The sequence below is a fragment of the Peribacillus sp. NPDC097675 genome (assembly GCF_050277655.1).
GTDB lineage: Bacteria > Bacillota > Bacilli > Bacillales > DSM-1321 > Peribacillus.
The window spans coordinates 341,851-366,910 of sequence record NZ_JBNNSK010000001.1 but is presented as its reverse complement, the minus strand read 5'-3'; the positions used below and the strand labels follow the sequence as shown (position 1 = coordinate 366,910).

General features: G+C 39.9%; 27 protein-coding genes and 1 other annotated feature (1 of these 28 cut by a window edge). Of the genes, 8 read left to right on the top strand and 19 right to left on the bottom strand.

Annotation, left to right across the window (positions count from 1 at the left end; genetic code table 11):
- Positions 1 to 213: 213 nt before the first annotated feature.
- Both sodA and ACQKL5_RS01785 read right to left on the bottom strand, forming a co-directional pair.
- On the bottom strand, positions 214 to 822 hold the full coding sequence (gene sodA / locus ACQKL5_RS01790; protein WP_402965885.1) for a superoxide dismutase SodA: 609 nt from the start codon (positions 820 to 822) through the stop codon (positions 214 to 216).
- A 138-nt stretch (positions 823 to 960) separates the two neighbouring features.
- Positions 961 to 1,446 carry a DUF456 domain-containing protein gene (locus ACQKL5_RS01785; RefSeq protein WP_427606308.1) on the bottom strand — a complete coding sequence of 162 codons (486 nt, stop codon included), beginning with the start codon at positions 1,444 to 1,446 and terminating at the stop codon, positions 961 to 963.
- Positions 1,447 to 1,604: 158 nt separating this feature from the next.
- Here ACQKL5_RS01785 and ACQKL5_RS01780 point away from each other — a divergent pair, with 158 nt between their 5' ends.
- The 3 genes from ACQKL5_RS01780 to ispG all read left to right on the top strand — a co-directional run bounded on the left by ACQKL5_RS01780 (position 1,605) and on the right by ispG (position 4,315).
- A complete protein-coding gene (locus tag ACQKL5_RS01780; RefSeq protein WP_427606307.1) occupies positions 1,605 to 2,372 on the top strand; it encodes a DUF1189 domain-containing protein in 768 nt (255 codons plus the stop codon).
- Positions 2,373 to 2,636: 264 nt separating this feature from the next.
- Entirely contained in the window at positions 2,637 to 2,966 is a 330-nt protein-coding gene (locus ACQKL5_RS01775) for a hypothetical protein (protein WP_427606306.1), read from the top strand.
- Between the two features lie 233 nt (positions 2,967 to 3,199).
- Positions 3,200 to 4,315: a flavodoxin-dependent (E)-4-hydroxy-3-methylbut-2-enyl-diphosphate synthase gene (gene ispG, locus ACQKL5_RS01770; protein WP_427606597.1), complete on the top strand. Its 1,116-nt coding sequence runs from the start codon at positions 3,200 to 3,202 to the stop codon at positions 4,313 to 4,315.
- Between the two features lie 92 nt (positions 4,316 to 4,407).
- Here ispG and ACQKL5_RS01765 read toward each other — a convergent pair whose 3' ends face one another.
- On the bottom strand, positions 4,408 to 4,842 hold the full coding sequence (locus tag ACQKL5_RS01765; RefSeq protein WP_427606305.1) for a hypothetical protein: 435 nt from the start codon (positions 4,840 to 4,842) through the stop codon (positions 4,408 to 4,410).
- Positions 4,843 to 5,031: 189 nt separating this feature from the next.
- Between ACQKL5_RS01765 and ACQKL5_RS01760 the strand changes: the two genes are divergently transcribed.
- Positions 5,032 to 5,616 carry a 5' nucleotidase, NT5C type gene (locus tag ACQKL5_RS01760; protein ID WP_427606304.1) on the top strand — a complete coding sequence of 195 codons (585 nt, stop codon included), beginning with the start codon at positions 5,032 to 5,034 and terminating at the stop codon, positions 5,614 to 5,616.
- A 35-nt stretch (positions 5,617 to 5,651) separates the two neighbouring features.
- Here the strand turns inward: ACQKL5_RS01760 and ACQKL5_RS01755 are convergent, their stop codons facing one another.
- From ACQKL5_RS01755 to ACQKL5_RS01745, 3 genes are read right to left on the bottom strand one after another with little or no spacing between them, the layout of a single operon-like run.
- Positions 5,652 to 6,074 (bottom strand): Fur family transcriptional regulator, encoded by a 423-nt coding sequence (locus tag ACQKL5_RS01755; protein WP_427606303.1) that lies wholly within the window; start codon positions 6,072 to 6,074, stop codon positions 5,652 to 5,654.
- 13 nt (positions 6,075 to 6,087) lie between these two features.
- On the bottom strand, positions 6,088 to 6,921 hold the full coding sequence (locus tag ACQKL5_RS01750) for a metal ABC transporter permease (RefSeq protein ID WP_427606302.1): 834 nt from the start codon (positions 6,919 to 6,921) through the stop codon (positions 6,088 to 6,090).
- Between the two features lie 21 nt (positions 6,922 to 6,942).
- Positions 6,943 to 7,695 carry a metal ABC transporter ATP-binding protein gene (locus ACQKL5_RS01745; RefSeq protein WP_427606301.1) on the bottom strand — a complete coding sequence of 251 codons (753 nt, stop codon included), beginning with the start codon at positions 7,693 to 7,695 and terminating at the stop codon, positions 6,943 to 6,945.
- Between the two features lie 217 nt (positions 7,696 to 7,912).
- On the opposite strand from ACQKL5_RS01745, the gene ACQKL5_RS01740 reads away from it, so the two are divergent.
- Complete coding sequence (locus ACQKL5_RS01740; protein WP_427606300.1) at positions 7,913 to 8,173, top strand: DUF2624 family protein; 261 nt, start codon at positions 7,913 to 7,915, stop codon at positions 8,171 to 8,173.
- A gap of 86 nt (positions 8,174 to 8,259) precedes the next feature.
- Here the strand turns inward: ACQKL5_RS01740 and ACQKL5_RS01735 are convergent, their stop codons facing one another.
- On the bottom strand, positions 8,260 to 9,156 hold the full coding sequence (locus ACQKL5_RS01735) for a deoxyribonuclease IV (protein WP_427606299.1): 897 nt from the start codon (positions 9,154 to 9,156) through the stop codon (positions 8,260 to 8,262).
- A gap of 15 nt (positions 9,157 to 9,171) precedes the next feature.
- Positions 9,172 to 10,485, bottom strand: a complete 1,314-nt coding sequence (locus ACQKL5_RS01730) for a DEAD/DEAH box helicase (RefSeq protein WP_427606298.1) — start codon at positions 10,483 to 10,485, stop codon at positions 9,172 to 9,174.
- 285 nt (positions 10,486 to 10,770) lie between these two features.
- On the opposite strand from ACQKL5_RS01730, the gene ACQKL5_RS01725 reads away from it, so the two are divergent.
- From ACQKL5_RS01725 to ACQKL5_RS01715, 3 genes are all read left to right on the top strand, one after another.
- Complete coding sequence (locus ACQKL5_RS01725) at positions 10,771 to 11,127, top strand: hypothetical protein (RefSeq protein WP_427606297.1); 357 nt, start codon at positions 10,771 to 10,773, stop codon at positions 11,125 to 11,127.
- 19 nt (positions 11,128 to 11,146) lie between these two features.
- A complete protein-coding gene (gene vrrA, locus ACQKL5_RS01720) occupies positions 11,147 to 11,821 on the top strand; it encodes a VrrA/YqfQ family protein (protein WP_427606296.1) in 675 nt (224 codons plus the stop codon).
- A gap of 122 nt (positions 11,822 to 11,943) precedes the next feature.
- Positions 11,944 to 12,891: a 4-hydroxy-3-methylbut-2-enyl diphosphate reductase gene (locus ACQKL5_RS01715; RefSeq protein ID WP_427606295.1), complete on the top strand. Its 948-nt coding sequence runs from the start codon at positions 11,944 to 11,946 to the stop codon at positions 12,889 to 12,891.
- 38 nt (positions 12,892 to 12,929) lie between these two features.
- On the opposite strand, the gene ACQKL5_RS01710 is transcribed toward ACQKL5_RS01715, so the two are convergent.
- The 11 genes from ACQKL5_RS01710 to glyQ form a co-directional block, all read right to left on the bottom strand.
- Entirely contained in the window at positions 12,930 to 14,048 is a 1,119-nt protein-coding gene (locus ACQKL5_RS01710; RefSeq protein ID WP_427606294.1) for a Nif3-like dinuclear metal center hexameric protein, read from the bottom strand.
- Positions 14,045 to 14,752: a tRNA (adenine(22)-N(1))-methyltransferase gene (locus ACQKL5_RS01705; protein WP_427606293.1), complete on the bottom strand. Its 708-nt coding sequence runs from the start codon at positions 14,750 to 14,752 to the stop codon at positions 14,045 to 14,047. Before ACQKL5_RS01705 ends, ACQKL5_RS01710 begins: the two co-directional genes overlap by 4 nt.
- Before the next feature lie 179 nt (positions 14,753 to 14,931).
- Positions 14,932 to 15,300 carry a cytochrome c550 gene (gene cccA / locus ACQKL5_RS01700; protein ID WP_427606292.1) on the bottom strand — a complete coding sequence of 123 codons (369 nt, stop codon included), beginning with the start codon at positions 15,298 to 15,300 and terminating at the stop codon, positions 14,932 to 14,934.
- A gap of 233 nt (positions 15,301 to 15,533) precedes the next feature.
- Positions 15,534 to 16,064, bottom strand: a complete 531-nt coding sequence (locus ACQKL5_RS01695) for a hypothetical protein (protein ID WP_427606291.1) — start codon at positions 16,062 to 16,064, stop codon at positions 15,534 to 15,536.
- A gap of 159 nt (positions 16,065 to 16,223) precedes the next feature.
- Positions 16,224 to 17,357, bottom strand: a complete 1,134-nt coding sequence (gene rpoD, locus ACQKL5_RS01690; RefSeq protein WP_402965939.1) for an RNA polymerase sigma factor RpoD — start codon at positions 17,355 to 17,357, stop codon at positions 16,224 to 16,226.
- Between the two features lie 36 nt (positions 17,358 to 17,393).
- A complete protein-coding gene (gene dnaG, locus ACQKL5_RS01685) occupies positions 17,394 to 19,202 on the bottom strand; it encodes a DNA primase (protein WP_427606290.1) in 1,809 nt (602 codons plus the stop codon).
- A gap of 31 nt (positions 19,203 to 19,233) precedes the next feature.
- Positions 19,234 to 19,734 carry a YaiI/YqxD family protein gene (locus ACQKL5_RS01680; RefSeq protein ID WP_427606289.1) on the bottom strand — a complete coding sequence of 167 codons (501 nt, stop codon included), beginning with the start codon at positions 19,732 to 19,734 and terminating at the stop codon, positions 19,234 to 19,236.
- 479 nt (positions 19,735 to 20,213) lie between these two features.
- On the bottom strand, positions 20,214 to 21,035 hold the full coding sequence (locus ACQKL5_RS01675) for a pyruvate, water dikinase regulatory protein (RefSeq protein ID WP_427606287.1): 822 nt from the start codon (positions 21,033 to 21,035) through the stop codon (positions 20,214 to 20,216).
- A 16-nt stretch (positions 21,036 to 21,051) separates the two neighbouring features.
- A complete protein-coding gene (locus ACQKL5_RS01670) occupies positions 21,052 to 21,690 on the bottom strand; it encodes a helix-turn-helix transcriptional regulator (RefSeq protein WP_402965951.1) in 639 nt (212 codons plus the stop codon).
- 141 nt (positions 21,691 to 21,831) lie between these two features.
- The gene (gene glyS / locus ACQKL5_RS01665; RefSeq protein ID WP_427606285.1) at positions 21,832 to 23,901 is read right to left on the bottom strand and encodes a glycine--tRNA ligase subunit beta; all 2,070 of its coding nucleotides are present in this window, start codon (positions 23,899 to 23,901) and stop codon (positions 21,832 to 21,834) included.
- Positions 23,888 to 24,784 (bottom strand): glycine--tRNA ligase subunit alpha, encoded by an 897-nt coding sequence (gene glyQ / locus ACQKL5_RS01660; protein WP_427606283.1) that lies wholly within the window; start codon positions 24,782 to 24,784, stop codon positions 23,888 to 23,890. The genes glyS and glyQ overlap by 14 nt, the downstream gene beginning before the upstream one ends.
- A 111-nt stretch (positions 24,785 to 24,895) precedes the next feature.
- Positions 24,896 to 25,060 (bottom strand) — a binding site (T-box leader) (it continues 11 nt past the right edge of the window).

The following is a 25,060-nucleotide window of genomic DNA, read 5'->3' as shown; positions in this document are numbered from 1 at the left end:
TTTAACTCCCCTTCAAATTCCACTCTAGTGTTTGAAGAAACAAAGGCATTTATGTGAAAAAGGTAAAGAAAACTAATTGATTGGCCTGACTATGCGAATACAAAGATCCAGTAACATGTAAGTTGAATCCCTTAACAACTTCTATTTTTTTCACAAAAAAATAAGGCGAAAATCCCTCAAAAGGATTCCCGCCTTATTATCGATGCTTAATTATTATTTAGCTGCACTGTAACGTTTTGCAACTTCATCCCAATTAACAACATTCCAGAAAGAATTGATGTATTCAGGACGACGGTTTTGGTAATTTAGGTAGTAAGCATGTTCCCAAACGTCTAATCCAAGAATTGGAGTTTTACCTTCTGATAAAGGATTATCTTGGTTTGGTGTGCTTGTAACTTCTAATTCACCGTTATTAACTGCAAGCCACGCCCAGCCAGAACCGAAACGAGTAGTTGCCGCTTTAGCGAACTCTTCTTTAAAGCTGTCGAAGCTGCCAAATTTTGAAGTGATAGCATCTGCTAATTCTCCAGTTGGTTGTCCACCACCGTTTGGTGAAAGGATTTCCCAGAATAATGAATGGTTAGCATGTCCGCCACCATTGTTGCGTACAGCTGTACGAACAGCTTCAGGTACTGCATCTAGGTTAGCGACGATTTCTTCTACGCTTTTGCTAAGAAGCTCTTCGTTTCCTTCTAGAGCTTTGTTTAGGTTTGTCACATACGTGTTGTGATGTTTCGTGTGGTGAATGTTCATTGTTTCTTTGTCGATGTGTGGTTCTAACGCATCGTATGCGTAAGGTAATTGTGGAAGTTCAAAAGCCATAATAAAATTCCTCCCTATGTAAGCTGTTTTTTTAAAGGGCCTTAGTCATCTGTAGATTCCTAAAGCTCGTTAGATTAAGATTACCAAAATTTCTTTTACGATTCAAACCTTATGCCTATATTTTTTTATTTGGAGCACTTATGAGAATACCGCAAATAAAAAATACCCAATCATAAGAAGCTGGATGATCCCTTTTGTAAAAACACTGCTTATAAAGCCCACTACGGAACCAAGACCAATTTTCGCCGCAGAAGCCATATCTTTTTTGTGAACAATCATTTCCGCCAAGAAGGCTCCTATAAAGGGCCCAATTAAAATTCCCACAAACGGAATCACAAAAGGACCGACAAGAAGACCAATCGTACTGCCCCATACCCCAGCCTTAGTCCCGCCATATTTCTTGATGCCGACCATGTTGGCTATATAGTCTGCCGAGAATAGTAAAATGACAAATAAAATTTGGACAGTCCAGAAAAACCAACCAAAGGATTCAAAGGAATAAAAGAGTCCGTATAACAAAATACCGGCAAATATGAATAACACGCTTGGAATGATGGGAAAAATCAAACCGACAAAACCGATTATGAACATCAAGCTAATAATAATCCAAAATAGTGTATCCAAAAATAAAACATCCCTTCAATTTTATATACACCTACTCCTATCCCTTCATATTTGCCCTTTTATGTACGAATGAAACCATAGAATGCCGATACAGGTTGTTTTATTCCATTACTGTCGTTAAACTTGAGGGGAAATATCACAAGATAGGTGCTGAAAATATGAACGTATTCAAACAACTATGGGTGAGTCTCTATTCACCTAAAGATATCGCTTCCTTTCGAAACCAAGGAATCGGTAAGACCATATTATATGTATTTGTATTGAGCCTCATTTTCTTCCTCCCTTCCGCATTTTACTTAGGTACAATGATAACGAATGGAATAAATGCCCTTGAAGATACTCTATCAGGAGACCTGCCCGATTTTGAAATCAAGAATGGTACATTAACGACCGATACCAACGAGCCATTCGTAGTTAAAAAAAATGGCTATCAGATATTTTTGGATGGTACTGGATCTCTGACTCCCAAAGATATTTCGGCCAAATCGGACGAAGCAGTCGCCCTTTTAAAATCTGAACTTGTATTTGTATCAAATGGTAATGCTCAGACTTCTCCTTATTCGCTTTTGGAAGGGAATAACGAGGATTTATTCAAGTGGATCAATTCAGTAGCATCCGTCCTCCCGATTATCATGCCGTTGCTTCTACTGACTTTATATTTATTTACAACAGCTGGTTCATTCTTGAAAGTGACCATTCTTGCTGCGTTCGGAATTATATTTAGAAGCACATCGGGTCGTTCTATTTCTTATAGACATTTATGGCGAATAGCCGCGTACAGTATCACCCTATCCACTATTTTCTTTACCATCATGGAGGCTTTTCAAGCAGCTGTCCCATTCGCTTCCTTCATTAGCTGGTTTGTTTCGTTGATTATTCTCCACTTATCTATTAAGGAGTCAGCTCATACACTCGATAAAATATAATATGAATAAAAAAATCCAGACTTGTCTGGATTTTTTTAAACCTAACCAACTATTTTTTTGCATTTCCGTAAGGATTGGTTTAACTTCAAAAGTAATTCGCCGTTTTCTAAGCACCAATGTATATGATAATGTTCATTCTTTAAAATCTTTAAAACCTAAAAGACCATAAATAAACCCTCAGCATGAAAAATGCCCGTTTTTAGGCATAATTTTACACCCTTCCAAGTATATATGTATGAAAGACAAACTTGGGGGGATGGAAAAATGAAAAGGATCCTGCTATTTATATCATTTTGTTTCATTCTATTTATTATTTATTTCGATTTAACCACAGGAACCCTGCCCACTTCACAATTAACATCAACTCCAGTCCAGCCATCCTTGCCAGTGGACAAGCCCGAGAACCCTTCAATAGCATATAAAGAAATCCTCATCAAACCTGGAGATACCTTACTTTCCATCATAGAGAAGGAAAAAGAAGCAACGAACAAACCAATTGAAGAAATCATATCTGACTTTCAAAGTTTGAATGAAGGGTTACAGCCAGAGAACATGCAAATAGGTAAAACATATAAAATTCCGATTTACAAATAAGTCGAAGTGAACCATTTTTCAGCTAATATATTCGAAGTGATGCTAACTTCTTGCTTAAATAGAACATATAACCATGTCAATCCCGACTGAAAATAGTATACTTTCTTCATAATAAAAAAGTAATACGTCCAATTCCTTGTCAACCGGTATGGACATTGATACAATATTTTAGTGAACTAAATGAAAAATCAAAATTGATTTTTTCCTAAAGGAGAGAATTCCACTTGAGTGAAATCATACATCGCACTAAGACGCGGCCAATTAAAGTTGGAAACTTAACAATTGGCGGCAATAATGAAGTAATCATACAAAGCATGACAACGACAAAAACGCATGATGTTGAAGCAACCGTTGCAGAAATCCTTCGTCTTGAAGAAGCAGGATGCCAAATTGTACGTGTCGCTTGCCCAGATGAAAGAGCAGCAGATGCTATCCCTGAAATTAAAAAACGGATCCATATCCCGCTAGTGGTCGATATCCATTTTGACTACAAGCTAGCCCTAAAAGCTATCGAAGGCGGAGCGGACAAAATACGGATCAACCCTGGAAATATCGGTCGCCGCGAAAAAGTAGAAGCCGTGGTAACAGCTGCTAAAGCTAAAGGCATTCCGATTCGTATCGGAGTAAATGCAGGTTCTCTTGAAAAGAAAATCCTTGATAAATATGGCTATCCAACAGCAGATGGCATGGTCGAAAGTGCATTGCACCACATTAAGATCCTAGAAGATCTTGATTTCCATGACATCATCGTTTCAATGAAAGCATCAGATGTTTCTTTGGCACTCGAAGCTTATGAAAAAGCTGCAAGAGCTTTTGATTATCCTTTACATCTGGGAATTACTGAATCGGGTACACTCTTCTCTGGTACGGTTAAGAGTGCGGCTGGACTAGGCGCCATCCTTAGTCAAGGGATAGGTAGCACAATGCGTGTATCATTAAGCGCAGACCCTGTTGAAGAAGTTAAAGTAGCAAGGGAACTTCTTAAAGTTTTCGGGCTTGCTTCTAATATGGCTACCCTAATCTCATGCCCTACATGTGGACGTATTGAAATTGACCTTATCGCCATCGCAAATGAGGTCGAGGAGTACATCCAGACGATCAAAGCCCCAATTAAGGTATCTGTCCTAGGTTGTGCGGTAAATGGTCCTGGTGAAGCCCGTGAGGCTGATATAGGCATTGCCGGAGCACGCGGAGAAGGCTTGCTATTTAGAAAAGGGAAAATCGTTCGTAAAGTTCCTGAAGAAACAATGGTTGAGGAACTAAAAATAGAAATCGATAAAATTGCTGAAGAGTATTATGCAAAACAAAGAGCCGAAGCTGAAGCAGCGGCTGCAGTGATAACTAAATAAAACAGAAAAAAGTCCTGAGCTCATCAGGACTTTTTTTGTTCCACTAAAAAAGCCATTTCCGATTTGGGTATCGAAAACAGCTAAATATGCTCCTAAAAGAATGGCAAGATAAAAATGCCGACAATGATGGAAACAGCACCTATCCCTATAGCCCATGAGCCCATGCTAGACCCCCGTTTACGGGCTAAAAATCCAAAGATGATCCCAAGAATCCCCATGATGAATGGCATCATAAACAGCGACAGAATGGATAGGATTAAGGCAATGGCTCCAACACCAGCTCCATTCGACGTCCTCTCAGAATCTTCTGAGCGTTTATTATACCTCCGGTTTTCCTTTGGCAATGTGGCAAGTTCTGCAGAAGTTTCTTCTTGATAACGACTATTTGCCACAGATGTCTCTTCTCTTTTTTGATATCCTCTTTGGTCTGCCGCATTCTCTTCGGAATAATACCGCTCATGATGTTGATCATCCACGATAACAACTGGGTCTTTTCCCTCTTCTGTTGTATGGTCCTTGTCATTCATGGAGTATTGGTCTTCTTCCATTCATCCATCACTCACTTTCGATTTTAGGAGCATTTATAGTGTATGTATAATAAGGAAATACCCTCATGAAAAAGGTTTCATGTCTTGGTAATAAATATGGATTGTTTCCAATACCATACTTGATTATGATACACTAAAACCACTGTTGATAATGAGGAGAGAGTCATCGTGAAAAAAAGATTTGGCATCGATATAGACGGGACTATAACAAGACCTGATACCTTAGTCCCCTATTTAAATAAAGCTTTTCAATTAAATTTAACCTATGAAGACATTAATGAATATGATTTATTCCCCTTCGTCAATGTTCCAAAAGAAGAATTCTCAAAATGGTTCATCGATACCGAACCGACCATCTATGCAGAGTCTTTGATGGCCGATGGAGCAAAGGATATCCTGGAGAACTGGATGACCCTAGCCGATTTATATTTCATCAGTGCCAGAAGTGACCGTCTTCTTGATGTAACAAAGGACTGGTTTACGAAGAACCAGCTCCAATACAATCACTTGGAATTAGTCGGTTCCCATGATAAGGTGGCTACAGCAAAGAAGTACGCTGTTGACATCTTTTTAGAGGACAAGTATGACAATGCCGTTTCCATTTCCGAAGAATGTAAAATTCCTGTCCTACTATTCAATACCCCCTATAACCAAGGTCCGGTCCCGGATAGAGTCTTCCGGGTCAATAACTGGCTGGAGGCATCTCAATGGGTGACACATTGGTTATCTGCAAAACCGGTAAGCATAAAGTAGAACCAAAAAACCATTGGCAGATGTCAATGGTTTTTTTACGATTCTACCGATATGCAGACAGGACATCGTCCGTAAATTTCGAATTTATGACCAGAAACTTCATAGTCCTTCAAACTTTCCTGAAGCTCCTGCATGGGGCATACTTCAATTTCCTTAGTTTTACCACAATTCAAACAAATGAAATGATGGTGATGTGAAGAATGGCCGCAAGTAAATCGGAAATGCTTTTCCCCTTCCAATTCAGTCATCTCAAAAATACCAAGTTCGACAAACAAGGAAAGATTTCGGTATATCGTATCGAAACTTAAGCCAGGATAGTCTTGCTTCATATTCTCGAGCACATCTTTAGCTGTTAAATATTTATCACTTGAAGAGAAAAGAGCCAGCATTTCTTCTCTTTTCCCTGTATGTTTAAAGCCTTTATCTTTAAGTAATTGCATGGCTGTTGTTACGTTCAAAAAATCACCCCACCTATCGATTTTTCCACTTATCCATAAAAATTGAAAAGATAAGTATTAGCACAGCGATGATAACGATTGTTCCCCCTGGAGCGAGATCCATATTGTAAGATAAAATCAATCCCCCTACGACAGATACTTCTCCAAATAGTATGGAATAAACAATCATTTGCTTAAAGCCTTTCGCAAAGCGAAGACTTGCAGCAACAGGCAAAGTCATTAGCGAAGATACAAGTAATATACCGATGATTTTCATCGATGCAGCGATGACCAATGCCACCATTACGATGAAGATAAAATGAATGGCTTGATAGGGAATCCCCGAAGCCCTTGCATGCTCTTCGTCAAAGGATAATAAAAATAGTTCTTTATACAATAAAGCCAGCATTAAAGCGACTGCTATGCCGACTCCCATAATGAGATATAAGTCTGTACGGCTTACTGCGCTGACACTTCCGAACAAATAACCATATAAATCCGTATTAAAGCCATCTGCAACGGAAATGAAAATAACACTGAGCCCCATGCCCCCAGCCATGATGATGGGGATGGCCAGCTCTTGATAGTGTTTGTACACCCCTCTTAATTTTTCAATAAACAACGAACCTCCAACCGAAAAAGCCATTCCAATATAAAGTGGATTTAATCCGGCAAGAGAAAGAAAACTTTTCTGAAGCAGTAAACTAAACGCAATTCCTGCTAACGCTACATGACTGAGTGCATCGGAGATCATAGACATCCGTCTTACCACGACAAAAACGCCTACAAGTGGCGCAATCGCTCCGATGATGATTCCGGTCAAAAAAGCATTCTGCAAAAATTCAAATTGCAATATCCCCGATATCATTGGGCTATCCTCCAAAACTTATTAATGATTATGGTTTAAGAACTGAACACCGTGTCCATAAATAGAAGACAATTCTTCCTCATTCAGTCCATTGTATTCTATGGCATCTCCATGGAAATGAAGCACCTTATTCAAACAGGCAACATGTGTGACTTTATCGGTCACAGTAGCCACATCATGTGTAACTAAAATCAGGGTGATTCCCAATTTTTTATTTAGCATTTCTAGCATTTCATAAAATTGATGGACATTTTTTGAATCAACACCAACAGTCGGTTCGTCTAATATTAGCAATTCCGGCTCACTGACAATCGAACGGGCAATGAACACCCTCTGCTGTTGACCACCGGATAATTCACCAATATTTCGGTTCTGGAACTCCAGCATATCCACAGACTGTAGTGCATCCTTCACCTTTTTCTTATCCTCTTTGCTTGCAAATTTAAACAGGCCAATTTTTTTAGTCAACCCGCTTTGAACCACTTCGAATACGGTAGCAGGAAAACCCGAATTGAAAGAATTTGCCTTTTGGGAGACAAAACCCACCTTCTGCCAATCTTTAAAGCGTCGTATATCTTCCCCAAATACTTCGATTTTCCCTTTTTGGAGCTTAAACACACCGAGTAACAACTTCAAAAGAGTAGATTTACCGCTCCCATTCGGTCCGACGATTGCTAAAAAGGCCCCTTTAGGAATTTCAAGTGAGACATGCTCCAACACTAAATCTTTTGTATATTTGTAAGATATATCTTCTAATTTAACGATGGGGTTCATTACATTATTCAAAACAATCACCTTTTTTTTAAGAATCATTACGATTAACAAAGGTTAGTATAAATCAAAGTAGGTAAGAAGTAAAGAATTCACTCCAGGCTTCAAAGGATATTGTAACAATCTATAAATCCTAATCAATAATTTTCTGCTCATCCCAAAAGTTTCAAGTTCACATACCCTATCTTCCTTCATATGTTTTAAAGGAGGAGGAGATCGTGTGAAATTATTTGAAATGATGGTCAACCATAAAATAAATCAGATACGTCCAGATGAACTACTGTCCCTTGCAAGACAACATCAGATTAGCTTAACCCAAAAACAAGCATATGATATTACTGCCTTGCTGGCCGGTAAAAACATCAATATTTTCGACATTCGTCAACGGCAAAATGTTCTGGGCCAAATCACTCAAGTAGCCGGAGCCAATACGGCCCGGGCAATCGAAACTCTATTCAACAACCTTACCGCCAACTTATAACCAAAAAATATGAAATGATTCATTCTTATGTAAAAGAAGGGACGATTCATCGTCATGTCGATGAATCGTCCCTTCTCCTCTACTACTTACAATTGCAACATGATTTTTTCCAGTAAACCCTCATCGAATTGCTTGTTCTTAAACATATCGATTTCGAATTTATACGGTGCCTTTTTATCCTTTTTGTCCTCTCCAACAAAAGGAGTTTCCAAGATTTTTGGAATATCGACTAATTGTGGATGATGGACAACGTCATTCAATGCTTTGAAGCCAATATGGCCAAAACCAATGTTTTCGTGACGGTCCTTATGCGCACCACGTACATTTTTACTGTCGTTAATATGGAGTACCTTTATTCGCTCGATTCCGACCACTTTGTCGAATTCATTCAGGACGCCATCAAAATCTTCGACGATATTATATCCAGCATCATGTGTATGACAAGTATCGAAGCATACAGATAGCTTATCATTATGGGTTACACCATCCATGATCATTGCTAATTCTTCAAAAGTTCGGCCACATTCTGTACCCTTACCCGCCATCGTTTCAAGGGCAATTTGCACTTTATCATCAGCGGAAAGCACTTCATTTAGACCTTCAATGATCCTTTTGATGCCGACTTCACTACCTGCACCGACATGGGCTCCAGGATGAAGGACAATTTGCCGTGATCCTATCGCTTCAGTCCGGTCTATTTCACTGCGTAAAAAATTGACCCCTAGCTCAAAAGTGGCTGGATTTGTCGTATTCGCTATATTGATTATATATGGGGCATGAACCACAATATCACTGATTCCATTTTCGTCCATATGCAATCTACCTGCTTCAATATTCAAATCCTCGATTTTCTTACGTCTCGTATTTTGCGGGGCTCCTGTATAGACCATGAAAGTGTTGGAACCATATAAAACCGCTTCCTGACTCGCAGCAAGTAGCATATTTTTCCCGCTCATTGACACATGCGACCCAATCTTCAGCATTTAATTACTCCCTTTTCATTTCTTTCTTTGTATACGGCGTTCGCGTTTTTTAAAGTTTTCAACATCACGTTGAATTTTCTTCTTATAACCAGGCTTAACTTTAGATGGCTTCTTAACATGTCTGCTAGCCTTAACATCTATGTCGGATTTCTGTTTCTTACGGTTTTTCCGTTTATTCCGTTCTTCTAAATCAACCCATTCGCCATTTTGAATATCGGCATCATGGAATTCGACTCCCATCTTTTCAAGGCGGTTCAGGGCATCTTCATCAGACGTACCATAAATGGTTGCGGCCACCCCTGAATATCCAGCACGGGCAGTCCTTCCAGTCCTATGAATATAGAAATCCAAGTCCGTCGGTAATTCATAATTGATGACATGACTGACACCTTCAATATCAATTCCACGAGAAGCCAAATCGGTTGCAACGATGAATTGATATTCTAAGTCATTGATTTGTTTCATCATTTTTTTACGGTCACGAGGCGATAAGTCCCCATGAATTCGGCCAACTTTCAAGCCTTTTTCAATTAGCGAATTAGCCACATGATCCGCCATTTTTTTCGTATTGGTGAAAACAATAGCCAAATACGGATTATAACGAACGATGATGTCATGCAGTAACTGTTCTCTGTTACGATGACGAAGTGGTATCAGGACATGTTCAATTTTAGCAGCTGTCGCCTGTTTAGGATTCACTTGGACATATTTCGGGTTTTCCATGTATTTATTCAGGAACGGCTTTAATTTCTCCGGAATGGTTGCAGAAAAAACAAGCATTTGAATTTTTTCGGCCATACGTGAAGCAAATTGATCAACATCTTCTAGGAAGCCCATATCAAGCATAAGGTCCGCTTCATCAACCACCAGCATCGAAGCTGTATATACCTGAAGTGCCTGAGCCTCAACCAAGTCCTTGATTCTTCCTGGAGTACCAATGACTAACTGTGGCTGTGTTTTCAATTTATCGATCATCCGCTGTTTATCGGTACCACCGATATAGCAACGTACTTGAATTTGCTCTTCCTCAGGGAAATGTTCCGCAATTTTCAAAGCTTCTTTATAGATTTGATTCGCTAATTCACGGGTTGGTGCGGAAATAATCGCTTGAACTTCGTTTTTCCCAGCATCAAGCTTATTCATAATCGGCAGCAAATAGGAATGAGTCTTCCCTGTACCTGTCTGCGACTGTCCAATTAAGCTACTTCCCTTTAAAAGCGACGGGAGCACGCGTTCTTGTATTTCCGTCGGCTTATCGAACCCTAGAGTACGAACTGCATCTAGAATGTAGCTCTTCAAATTAAATCGTTCAAATTGGTTTTGTTTCATCAAATATCTCCTTTATTCTTGTCTTTCATTAGACACGTCTTATTATTATAATAAATTTTATACAAAAAGCGCAAGCGCCTTGATAGCTCGTGAAGAAAATAGGGAGTGGACCGTAAGGCGTTCTTTGCCTTATGAGGCCAATCGTCTTTTTCACAGCGAGCTAGGCGCTGAAGCTGGATTATACAAAAAGCGCAAGCGCCTGGTCAGCTCGTGAAGAAAATAGGGAGTGGACCGCAAGGCGTTCTTTGCCTTATGAGGCCAATCATCTTTTTCACAGCGAGCTAGGTGCTGAAGCTGGATTATACAAAAAGCGCAAGCGCCTTGATAGCTCGTGAAGAAAATAGGGAGTGGACCGTAAGGCGTTCTTTGCCTTATGAGGCCAATCATCTTTTTCACAGCGAGCTAGGTGCTGAAGCTGGATTATACAAAAAGCGCAAGCGCCTGGTCAGTTCTCTCAATGGACTCTTGCAAAAGAAAAGCACCTGTCCTGGTCATAGCGTATCCCCCGCAGACATGGAGCAAAAAGACTACCGTTACCATCTTACCTTCTTTCCGGCCACTTCACAACATACCATCTCTTCTTTCCTCAAACCTTTTTTGTCATGTTGCATAATTTATATGGAGGAACACATCAGCATATAAACATAAGGAGGTGAAACCTATGTTTCCAGATAGAAATCGCCCCCCTGGTCCTGGTTTCCAACAACCTAATGGCCGAAGGATGCAACCACCTGGACCATTTTGGGGACCACAACAGCCACCCAACAACTTTTCGCAGCCAATGAGAATGGGGCAAGGAAGGTCTCAGGGCTTTCAGGGACCACAAGCTTTTCGGGGTCCAAACAATCAACAACAAAGAAACGATCAGCTACCTCCGAAGAAAGAAGGACTATTATCCAGAATACTAGGTAAATCCAAACAAAATGCCGCGCCACCTAACTTATTCGCACCAGCCGGCTCCACTACAAATAATTCTTCTTCAAGAAGTAGCGGCGGCGGAATCCTGGATAATTTGACTAAACCGGATTCGATCAACAATATGCTCAATAATACGCAAAAGGTACTCCAAGCAGCCGAACAATTCACTCCAATGGTTCAGCAATATGGTCCCGTAATCAAAAACTTGCCCTCCATGTGGAAGGTTTTCCGCAGTATATCCAGTGAAAACACAGAAACACCAGCAGAAGAAAATAAGCCGGTAACTACAGCTACAGTAGCCCAGGAACCAACCCTGAAGAATGATATGCGTGAATCGGATATCGTTGTTGAACCGGCAACCGAAGTTCGTCCACAAAAGAAAAGAAGTAGAACCTCTGGTCCTAAGCTTTATATTTAGCCAATAAACAATTCATTCGGTGGCAACAATCATGAAATATGATATTTTGTAAAATCATCTATGGTCTTATATAATAGAAAGGTATAAACGTAAGTTTCTTGCCTTTGAAGGAGGACACATAGATGAAAGTAAATAAAATCTCCCCGCGCGGCTATTGCTATGGTGTAGTGGATGCCATGGTCATTGCCAGGAATGCGGCTTTAGATAAAACCTTGCCACGTCCTATTTACATCTTAGGAATGATCGTTCATAACAAGCATGTTACCGACGCTTTTGAAGAAGAAGGAATCATAACGCTCGACGGCAGCAACCGAAATGAAATCATCAATCAGGTTGAAAAGGGAACTGTCATCTTTACGGCTCACGGTGTTTCTCCTGAAATCCGAAAGATTGCAAAGGAAAAAGGCCTTGTCACACTTGATGCAACTTGCCCGGACGTTACCGCTACACACGACTTGATTAGGGAAAAAGAAGCAGAAGGATATCAAATTATCTATATCGGCAAAAAAGGTCACCCTGAGCCAGAGGGAGCTGTTGGTGTAGCTCCTGATGTCGTTCACCTTGTACAAAATGCCGATGATGTCGAAGCCTTGTCGTTAAATAGCGAAAAAATCATCGTGACCAATCAAACGACAATGAGCCAATGGGATGTCGTGGACATTATGGAAAAAGTGAAAGAGAAGTTCCCACATTCTGAAGTCCATAAGGAAATTTGTTTAGCTACACAGGTCCGTCAAGAGGCTGTGGCCCAACAAGCCGGAGAAGCAGATGTTTTAATCGTTGTCGGTGATCCAAAAAGTAATAACTCCAATCGACTTGCACAAGTATCTGAAGAAATTGCAAGCACCACAGCGTATCGCATTGCCGATATTTCCGAGCTGAACCTCGAGTGGCTAAAAGACGCAAAAACAGTGGCTGTCACTTCCGGAGCGTCTACACCAACTCCGATTACAAAAGAGGTCATAACATTCCTGGAACAATATGAACCTAATGACGAATCGACTTGGAATACCGTTAAGAAAACACCACTGCATAAAATCTTACCTAAAATCAAAGTGAAAAAATCTTAAAAAAAAGGCAGCCACCGTGGCTGTCTTTTTTTGTCCTCTTAAATAAATCTAAAAGGGTCTGTATTGATTTCAGAAGATATGAATTCGACATCCAAGTTTTTATCACCGCACATCTTTTCCAAAGTTCTTGCTACACCTTTTTTCATCACTTTCTCGACATTATGACCCGGATCCACAATATTCAAACCGATTGCCATGGCATCGTGAGCCGTATGATAATACATATCACCTGTTACATATACATCGGCACCCTTGAATTTAGCGGTCGTGAAATATTTATTTCCATCTCCACCAAGGACCGCGACTTTTTTTATTGTACTGTTCAGGTCTCCAACCACACGAACCTTATCCACTTCAAGTGTCTTTTTCACATGCTCTGCAAATTGTTCGAGGGTCATTTCTTCAGCGAGCACTCCAATTTTCCCTAATCCCAAGGATTCACCTTTGTTCTCCAACTTATAAATATCATAAGCCACTTCCTCATACGGATGAGCTTTAATCATAGCGGAAAGTAATGTCTTTTCAATAGTTTTAGGGAATATACTTTCAATCCGCACTTCGGAAACACTTTCAAGCTTGCCTTGTGAACCGATTGACGGCTTACTTCCTTCACCCGGTAAGAAGCGCCCTGTACCCTCAACAGTAAACGAACAGTAGCTATAATTCCCTAGCGAACCCGCTCCCGCATTTCCCAATGCTTGTCTTACCTTTTCTTCGTCTTCCTTTGGTACATACACAACCAATTTCATTAGAGGGATTTCATGGGTGGGGACGAGGACCTCTGTATTTTGCAGTTGCAGTGCATCGGCAAGTAAATCATTCACGCCACCTTTAGCCACATCCAAGTTGGTATGTGCAGCATATACGGCAATATCGTGCTTGATTAGTTTCTCGATGATTCGGCCACTAGCATTTGTTGTATCAATTTTCTTCAATGGCCGATAGATCAGGGGATGATGAGCAATAATCAGCTCGACACCCTTTTCTATCGCTTCATCCACGACTTCTTCAAGGACGTCCAGTGCAATCATCACTTTCGAAACAGGCTTATTCAATTGACCGACATGAAGTCCGATTGGATCTCCATCCATAGCATATCGTTTCGGGGAAAACTGCTCAAACATTTCGATTATCTGCATACCATTAGCTTTTTTCATCCTTTGAGCACCTCCTCGATGAGATTAACCTGCACTTCTAATTCCCGCCGTTTCGCTTCTAACCCACTTCGGCCACTTGCATCCAATTGCTCAATGATTCTTTCAAAGTGACGCTTCTCATGTTGCCATTTCTTTATGAAGGTATCACTGAATTTCTTGAGTAAAAACGGACCAAACATCAGCCCAACTTGCTTATTTTCATGATAAGGTTGAAGGGGATCTCCTTTTTCAGCAATCAGGATTTCATAGATTTTTCCGTCTTCCTCCAAAATATCCTCATCGATTAATTCCCAACCGTTAGCAAATAGCCAGTTACGCACGTTGACTTCCCCAACATTGGGTTGAAGAATCAGTCTCTCTGCCTTCCCCAACTTTCCTTTGCCATTTTCCAATATACTTGAGATCAATGTCCCGCCCATACCTGCAATGGTAATGCATGTAGCTTCGTCTGGTTTCAATACCTCTAGCCCATCACCTTTACGTACTTCTATGACGTCAGATAATCCAGTCGACTTCACTTGTTTAAGAGCGGACTGATAAGGACCCTCCACTACCTCACCAGCTATAGCATGATCGCAGTGGCCATTGGTTACCGCATAACAAGGTAGATAAGCATGATCGGATCCGATATCAGCTAGAATGCTTCCTTTCGGTATATGTAATGCAACACTTTCTAATCTCTTTGATAATTTCTCATGATTCATTATAATATCAACTCTCTTATTTCATATTCATATTTTATAACGTTCGTTTCCCATTAGATTATAACAAGTTCCAAGGGAAAATTACAGAACGAGGGGGATTTGTAGGCTTCCAACACATAAATAGGAATAAAAGAAAAGCTGACCCAAAACGAATTATCCGTTTTGAATCAGCTTCATGACTATTTTAACCCGTGAATGTACTTGGCCATCGCATCCAGGTTCGATTCTTCAACTAAACCTGGAGGCATAGCTCCTCGACCATTGGTAATAACCTCTTTAACTTCTGCTTCCGATAGGCGGTCTCCCACACCTTTTAAGGCTGGACCAACCCCACCTTGATAGGCATTACCATGACATGAGATACAATTTTGTTTGTAGATGTCTTCAGGTGAAGATGAGGCCGTTTCTTTTTCCTCCGTCTTTTCGCCACCTTCTTTTTCTTTAGCAAGGTCCTTAGCATCGCCTAAGCCTTTGAAAGAAAGTAAAAACATAAGCCCAATACCAAAAACCATAATAATAATAAAAGGCATGACTGGATTGCGATTCATAGTATTTCCTCCCCTATGTAAAACCTAAACTTACCATATTTAATATTATATACAAATTGCTATATATTATTTTACTCGAAAAGAGTTTCAAGTAAAAGCCAAAAATAGAATATATTATATTTTTTCTTAATTTCGTCAAAAGTTTATGTATAATTTCGAACTATTTTGAATTTATTGTACATTTTTCCATAATACCCCTATTAAGTAAAAGTAAACAAGTTTTCCAAATTTAATTATATCAATAAAAAATAAGCGATTACAACCAATCCCAGAAAACCTGCGATAGAAAAATAGAGCAACTTATGCTTTTTGCCAATCCATATCCAAAGCCCGCAATTAAAAAATAAACAGAGGTATAGGATACTTCTCTTTCCTGGAGCAAATAACTCACTGACTTGCACCGTTTCCATTAACAATAATAATGACAATCCTATTAATGAGAACTGTAAAAGGATATTCTTGTAAATGAAGCGACGAATTAAAAAAAGAAAAGCGATGATCGAGAAAGTTGTCACGGCCATTTGCATTATGATGGATATTTCAGTAAAATAATTCAAAAATACAACAATAAAAAAAAGAGCACCCATTGCCAATCCAGTAAATAGTCCTTTCTTTTCTTTTTTGTTTTTCATGGACTGAACAGGTTGAGCTTCACCTTGACTATACAAGGCTAGTAAATAATTGCAATATTGTTCCGGAAGCATACGGCTTTCCTTCCAGGAGTTAATTTCTTGAATGATGATTTTCTTTCTTGTTTCATCCATGAATACACATCCTCATGTCGTTCTGTTCTTTATGTGAGTAAATTAACGAGTATTTTTGCATTTACCCTAGGGAATTTCCCTTTCGGTGAGTCAATAGCTAAAAAAAGAGCCGCTCCAGAACGCTGGGCATTCAAAGAGGGCTCTGTATAGGGCATTATTCTATTCTAGGAAATCTTTCAAGCGTTTACTACGGCTTGGATGTCTAAGCTTGCGTAGTGCCTTAGCTTCGATTTGACGGATACGCTCGCGGGTAACTCCAAACACTTTACCCACCTCTTCTAGAGTGCGTGTACGGCCGTCGTCTAGGCCAAAACGAAGTCGCAAGACATTTTCTTCACGATCTGTCAGTGTGTCCAACACATCTTCAAGCTGTTCTTTCAGCAATTCATATGCTGCATGCTCAGATGGAGAAGTTGCGTCTTGGTCTTCAATGAAATCACCTAAGTGTGAATCATCTTCTTCACCAATTGGCGTTTCCAAGGAAACTGGCTCTTGAGCAATTTTCAAGATTTCACGGACTTTTTCCGGAGTTAAATCCATATCTTCTGCAATTTCCTCTGGAGAAGGTTCACGTCCAAGATCTTGAAGGAGCTGCCTTTGAACCCTAATCAATTTATTGATTGTCTCTACCATATGCACCGGTATACGGATAGTTCTTGCTTGGTCGGCTATTGCACGAGTAATGGCCTGACGAATCCACCATGTTGCATACGTACTGAACTTGTATCCTTTACGGTAATCGAATTTCTCTACCGCCTTGATAAGTCCCATGTTCCCTTCTTGAATTAAATCAAGGAAAAGCATACCACGACCTACATAACGTTTAGCTATGCTGACTACTAGACGGAGATTGGCTTCAGCTAGACGACGCTTCGCCTCTTCGTCCCCTTCTTCGATTCGCATTGCTAAAGAGATTTCCTCTTCTGCCGACAGAAGGTCAACACGACCGATTTCTTTCAAATACATACGGACAGGGTCATTGATTTTAACGCCAGGGGGAACACTTAAATCATTTAAGTCAAATTCCTCTTCTTTTGCAAGTTTTTTGGAATCTGGATCATCTTCATCATCTTCTTCCTCACCATCCGTGAGAATTTCGATTCCATTTTCAGCTAGCACCTCATAGAACTCATCCATTTGATCGGAGTCTAATTCGAAACCGCCAATTTTTTCGGCGATTTTTTCTAAGGTCAAAGAGCCTCTTTTTTTACCTAGCTCTATTAATTTTTCTTTAACCTGTTCAAGGCTAAATTCATTATCAACTTGTTTGGAACGTGCTGGTTTTTCAGCCATTAGTTCCCCTCCTTCCAAGACTTACACCTAAACAACTTACAACATTTTTCGCAACTTTATGATTTCCATCGCAATTTTTGCAGCAGCCACATAATCACTGCGTCTCACCGCATCTTTTTCTTCCGCCTGCTTTTCTTTTATCTTTAACATCTTTTCATATTTCAACACTTGATTTATACAATCAGTCAGTTCTTTATCGGAAACTTCCTCATTCACTGACATCATTTCTATTTCCGAAACGATCCTTCTCAAGTTTGGATCCGGTAAATAAGTTAGGAAAAAGCTTGGATCAGGCTCGTGTCCATCTTCATAGAAAGCATATAAATACGTGATGATGGCCTGATGTTCATCTACATGAAAGACTGTTTGTCCAAGTAACTGTTGAATTTTATAGGTCAATTCCCTGCTTTTAAGCATATGGGCAATCAACTTAATCTCAGCATTGTGGTGAGCAGGTTTTAATTTATGCTCATATTGCAGGGTCATTTTCTTTTGAGCAGCAGGCTGAGGTAGTGTGCCCTTTTTACGTTCTGCAAAAAATACCTGTCGCTGTTGCTGTTCTAGTGCATCCAATGAGAGCGTGAATTCAGAGGATAGCTGCCGAAGATAATGATCCCTCTCCACTGCACTTGGCAAACGCGAAATTTCTTTAAGGACTTCTTCGATATACTGAATTCGATCTCCTTCATTATTCACGTTTTTTCCTCGACGTAAATAATGCATTTTGAATGCCATGTAGGTTAAACTGGCCCCTATTACTTCAGAAACGAAGCTTTTCTCACCGAATTCCTTTATGTAGTCATCGGGGTCCATATTATCAGGCATTAGTGCTACCTTAACGGTAAAGTCAGCTTCCTGTAACATATTAACCGCACGGTTGGCCGCATTCAAACCTGCGGAATCTGAATCATAACAGATTAAAATCTGGTCTGTATTCCTTTTTAGAAGCTGGATATGCTGATCGGTTAGAGCGGTCCCCATCGTAGCAACCGAATTCTCTACTCCAGCACGGACTGCTGAAATACAGTCGGCAAAGCCCTCGAAAATCACGACTTGTTCTTTTTTGCGTATGTGTGGCCTCGCATGATGGAAATTATATAAAGTTTTACTTTTATTAAAGATCGGTGTTTCGGGGCTATTCAGATATTTGGGCTCATCATCCCCCATTGCTCTGCCCGAAAACGCAATCGTATTCCCTTGATGATCCATAATTGGAAACATGACTCTATTTCTGAAACGGTCAAAGTATGACTCATCTTTTTCTCTGTAAATAATAAGCCCAGCCTGTTCCATAAACTCGGGTGGAAAGCCTCTTTTTAAGAGAAACTTGGAAACAAAGTCCCATGAGTCCAGTGAATAACCGATTTGGAACTTTTCAATCGTTTCTTCGGTAAATCCTCTATCAAGGAGATACTCCAGAGCTTCCTGGCCTTCCTTCGTATTTACGAGAAGATGATTGTAAAACTTTCGAAGCAAGTCATGGGCTTCTAGCATCTGTTGAGACCCTGCCGGCATATTCGACCGTTTGGAATCCTTATTTATTTCAACTTCTAAAGGCACATTCCCTTTTTCGGCCAAGACCTTTGCAGATTCCACAAAATTATAACCTTCTATATCCATTAAGAAGGTAAAAATATTTCCGCCAGCTCCACAACCAAAACAATGGAAAATTTGCTTCTCTGTCGAAACGGAAAATGATGGAGAGTTTTCGCCATGAAAAGGACAAAGACCGAAATAATTCCGCCCTTGTTTTTTCAGCTGAACATATTCCCCAATCAAATCGACGATATCCACTGCTTCTCTAATCTGATTTATCTTTTCATCTTCTATACGACCATTTGTCATTTTTTCACCTTGCAATTTTGGTGATAGTTTTTTAATTCGATATTGAATCCGGATTCCCTGCAAAGTTCGACAAAGTTTTCAAAAGTTTATTTGTAAAATTTGTTCGATCATCCTTTGTAAAGGCTTTCGGTCCTTTCGTATGCTTACCTTGCCTGCGAAGTTTTGCTGACTGATAACGCATGTCTAAAAGCATGGAAATATTTTCGTTTGTGTATTCTTTTCCCCTTGGGGATAGAACATAAACGCTTTTAGGTAGCAAGGTACCAGCTAATCCAATATCTGCAGTAACAACAATATCACCCTTTTTTACTGAATTCACTATATGAAGATCTGCTGCTTCCTTATCTGCATCGACATATACCCATTTGCCTTCCGGATTGTTCATCATATTTTTATACGATGCAACAAAACAGACATCGACATCGTACCGTCTTGCACAATGAAGGATTTCATCTTTCACCGGACATGCATCGGCATCAACATGTATCATTGGTTTAATTATCATACCTTTTAATTCTACATCATTCTGCATAATCCTTTTTCTCCCCTAAACTTTATCGAGATATAATGAAGTTCACAAAACCAATCTTGAAGGACATATGCTAAGTTTTCAAATGACTTCTTACTTATGTCTCCTTAAAACAGGCGGTAACCCCACTTAATCTCAAGTCAGTATCAATTATACTGAATATGTCGAATTTTTTTATGATAAAACCTTGACTTCTTATAATCCTTAGTTTATTCCTTAATAATTAAGTCTAAACCTTAAGATTAGTTTTTTCTCACAATTTTTTATTATAATCTATTTTATTAAAAGATGCTATCAATTAGATGTAGTATTTTATTTCCACAAAAATCAGGTTGTGAATATTTTAATAAAAGAAAAAACTATGTAAATATATTCTATATTTTACATTGATATTCCATTCGTCCTTAAGCTGAAAATGTGAGCTAACACTAAAAGTGTCCAGCTCACATTTTCATTGATTTCCATTTTAGAAAATCTATCTATCACCGATTTTTATTTTGTAGGATATTCATAATTAGATTGGCTGTTTCTTCGACTGCTTTATTCGTAACATCAATGATTGGACAGTCCAGCCTCGAAATAATTTTATCAAAGTATGTCAACTCTTCTTTGATACGCTCTACATTTGCATATATGGCATGATCATTCAGTCCAAGTGACTTTAATCTTTCTTTACGAATATAGTTTAACTTTTCGGGACTTATCTTTAACCCAATACATTTTTCAGGAGGCACTAGGAATAGTTCTTCTGGTGGCTCCACCTCTGGCACTAAAGGCACATTGGCCACTTTATAACGTTTATGGGCTAAATATTGAGATAGAGGTGTTTTGGACGTGCGAGAAACACCAACCAACACGATATCCGCGCGTAAAATCCCACGAGGATCTCGTCCATCATCATATTTAACGGCAAACTCGATGGCTTCAACCCGTTTGAAATACTCATCATCAAGCTTTCTTACTAGCCCAGGCTCATTAAGAGGTCCTTTAGACGTTCTTTCCTGAAGGATATCCATGAGCGGTCCTAAAATGTCATAAGCAGACAGGTTTTCTTTTTCCACCTGTGCTTTCATGTAGTCTCTAATAGCAGGCTTCACAAGGGTATAGGCAATGATTGCCCCATCCAATTTAGCCAATGAAATTACTTCATCCACGTTTTGTTCATCTTCAATATACGGAATCCGTTTAATCGTAAAAGCAGAACTAGAAAACTGGCTAGCTGCTGCTTTTGTTACTAATTCCGCTGTTTCCCCAACTGAATCCGATACAACATATATAATAGAACCGTTCATATTCTCCGTCATTCTCTTTGCAAGCCCCCTAATAGCCTTCATCAGCTAAAGCTACGAATGCTTTTGTTATATTGGTTTTCGTTACTCTTCCAATTACCTCATAACCTTTTTCTGTATCTTTAACGACAGGTAATGAATCAATTTGTTTCTCGATCAATTTCTTTGCAACATCAATCAATAAATCTTCTTTGGTACACATCGTAATGTTGGGCATCCTTGTCATAATGATATTGACCGGGATGGAATTAAGTTCTTGCTTTCCTATACTTGCACGAAGCAAGTCTTTCCTTGAAAGTACGCCAACGAGTAAAGCGTGCTTATCCACTACAAACATCGTACCGACATCTTCCAAGAACATCATGACAATCGCATCGTATACAGAAATACCCTCGTCCACAACGACCGGAATCGATTGATGGTCTCGTACATACAGATGGTTCAGGCTATCTGTCAAGAGCTGTGTACCTGAGCGGCCTGTATAAAAATACCCGACACGCGGTCGCGCATCGAGAAAGCCAGCCATCGTTAAGATAGCCAAATCCGGACGAAGCGTTGCCCTCGTAAGGTTTAATCTATCTGCAATATGCTCCCCAGTAATCGGTCCATTCTCTTTAACAATTTGTAAAATCTGTTCCTGACGCTTATTCAATTGAATTGTAATCACCACCCCACTGCTTTTCGCAGAGTAAAGTAACAAAGGATCTTTATGTAATAATTATATACTATATCATTTGATAAAAGCAGTTTTCATCTTTATATTAGTTTATTAATCGGAAACCCTTAGCAAAAAGGGCTCCGATTATTGAATTTATGAAAGGATTATTTTATTCACGGCCGCAAAACTTGACACTAAATCGCTGATTTCTTTCATAAGCGATAGGCGATTATTACGTACGGATTGATCGTCTGCCATGACCATAGTATGCTCGAAATAAGCTTCGATTTCGCTTTGAAGCGAAATAAGCAAGTCGAAATGCTCCATCTCATCATTTGTTTTAGCATACTGAGAAGCGACAGTGCCGAATTTCTCATAAATCGCTTTTTCCTGCTCATTTTCAAAGGCAGCTGGGTTCACCGTTACCTTATCGTCGCATTTCACCGCGATATTCATGACACGGCTTAACGCTTCAAGACTTTCTTTAAAGCCTGCTTCATCTTTTTTCGCTTCCAATACCTGAGCCCGTTCAACAATAGAATGGATATAACCCATTTCATTGTGCAAGACAGCGTCAATTAGATCATAGCGAATGTGTAGTTCCTGAAGTAAATGCTTCACACGTGCTTTAAAGAAGGTATGCATATCCGATTTTACATCTGCGAGATCACGTTTCAAAAGGCCTTTAGCTTCAAGTCCTTTCAGACCTAAAGTGATTAATTCCTCTATAGTAATATCCCATTTTTTCTCTGCTAGAATTTGAACGACTCCGCTCGCTTGCCTTCTTAAAGCATATGGATCTTGAGAACCGGTAGGGATTACTCCAATAGCAAAGAACGATGCAAGTGTATCGATTTTTTCAGCTACACTAACGAGCGCCCCTATTTCAGAAGGCGGTACATCATCATCCGCATGGCGTGGCATATAGTGTTCATTGATTGCAGCTGCTACTTCCTTTGCTTCGCCTTTTAGTAGGGCATATTTTTCACCCATATACCCTTGCAATTCAGGGAACTCATAAACCATATGACTCACGAGATCAAATTTGGCAATTTTGGCAGCACGGAGCGCCAATTCTTTATCCACTTTTAGATTTAAAGCATCCACCAATGCACCAGTCACTTCGGTTACACGACCCGTTTTTTCGGCAAGTGTACCGATTTCTTCATGGTACACGATGCTATCAAGCTTCTTCAAAGCGTCAGCAATCTCTTTTTTCTGATCTTCTTTGTAGAAGAAATCCGCATCGGATAAACGGGCACGCAATACTTTTTCGTTCCCTTTTGATACTTTATCCAAGTGGCGGTTATCCCCATTTCGAACGGTCACGAAGAAAGGAAGCAGCTTTCCTTCTTGATCCTTTACAGGGAAATAACGTTGGTGCTCCTTCATCGAAGTGATTAATACCTGTGAAGGAAGTTCAAGAAATTCTTCTTCAAAACGACCAAATAACACAGTTGGATATTCGACTAAATTGTTTACTTCTTCCAGAAGATCTTCATCTACTGGGATAATCCAGCCGTTCTCTTGTTCTAGGTTTTTAATTTGTTCTAAAATGATATGACGACGTTTGTCAGGATTAGCCATGACAAACTGTTCGTTTAGCGATTTTTCGTATTGGTCAGGAGTTTCAATGACTGCACTTTCACCTAGGAACCGGTGACCTTTTGTTTCTTTACCCGTTTCTACGTCAGCGATAGTGAATGGAACCACTTCTTTCCCGAATAAAGCAATCAACCATTTAATCGGACGAACAAAACGAAGCTCTTGATTGGCCCAACGCATATTTTTCGGGAAGGTCATGCCAGTTATGATGTCCTGCAGTTCAGATAATAGTTGTGCTGTCGGCTGTCCTTTGATGAATTTATTCACATGAACATATTCTACGCCTTTAAGTTCTTTAAAATATATATCTTCAGCCGTCATGCCTTGGCCTCTTACAAATCCTAATGCCGCTTTTGACCAGTTTCCTTCGCTGTCCACAGCAATTTTCTTAGCTGGTCCTTTTGCCTCTTCTTCGATGTCCTTTTGCGACTCTGCTACATCTTTTATCAATATCGCCAGACGTCTTGGTGTTGAAAACTCTTCAACTTCACCAAATTCAATCGCTTTTTGGCTCAACCATTTTTGTACTTTATCGGATAATTGTTTCATAGAGGCTGTAACAAAACGAGCCGGTAGCTCTTCCAATCCAATTTCCAATAACAAATCACGCTTGCTCATTTGTATTTTCCCCTTTCACTTTCAGGATCGGGAATCCTAATTTTTCCCGCTCTTCATAGAAGGTTTTAGCAACCTTACGCGCTAAGTTACGACAACGGGCAATATAACCCGTTCTCTCCGTTACTGAAATGGCACCTCTCGCATCCAAAAGATTAAAAGTATGTGAACATTTTAATACATAGTCATAGGCAGGATGTACAAGGCCTTCATCCATTTGACGATGTGCTTCCTTTTCATACATCGTGAAAAGTTGGAAAAGCATATCAAGGTCGGATGTCTCGAATGTATATTTCGAATGCTCGTATTCCGGTTGCCCAAAAATATCGCGTACCGTAAATCCGTCCGTCCATTCAAGTTCAAAAACATTTTCTTTTTCCTGAATGTATGATGCCAGACGTTCGATGCCGTATGTAATTTCGACGGAAACCGGCTTACACTCAAGACCACCTACTTGTTGGAAATAAGTGAATTGGGTAATTTCCATACCATCCAGCCATACTTCCCAGCCAAGACCCGCACAACCAAGGGACGGGTTCTCCCAGTTATCTTCAACGAAGCGAATGTCATGCTCAAGCGGATCAATGCCCAACTTACGTAATGAATCCAAATAAAGTTCCTGGATGTTATCCGGAGACGGCTTCATGATGACTTGAAATTGGTGATGTTGGTAAAGACGGTTAGGATTTTCTCCATAACGACCGTCTGCAGGACGACGTGAAGGCTCCACGTATGCAACACTCCATGGCTCTGGTCCAATAGCTCTTAAGAAAGTATAAGGACTCATCGTTCCGGCACCTTTTTCGACATCATAAGCATTCATTAAAATACAGCCCTGTTCAGACCAATGCTTTTGCAAAGTTAAAATCATATTTTGAATATTCATCGTACACCTCCAGATTATTTAAAACGGCTTACGTTAATTCAGGGACGGGAACTCTCTTTTACCGGTTATTTTCTTAGGCAAACAAAAAACTCCCGTCCCTATGCGTAAATGCATAGGGACGAGAGTTTACCCGCGGTTCCACCCTAATTGCCGTCATTGAAACGGCCTCTTTTCAAACCTATCATGCTCCGGAACGCCCTTCCCTGTATCTCCATATCCCGGCTTGCACCATCCCGGGTTCGCTTGTATGAATAATGACAGGTACTCTTTTCCATC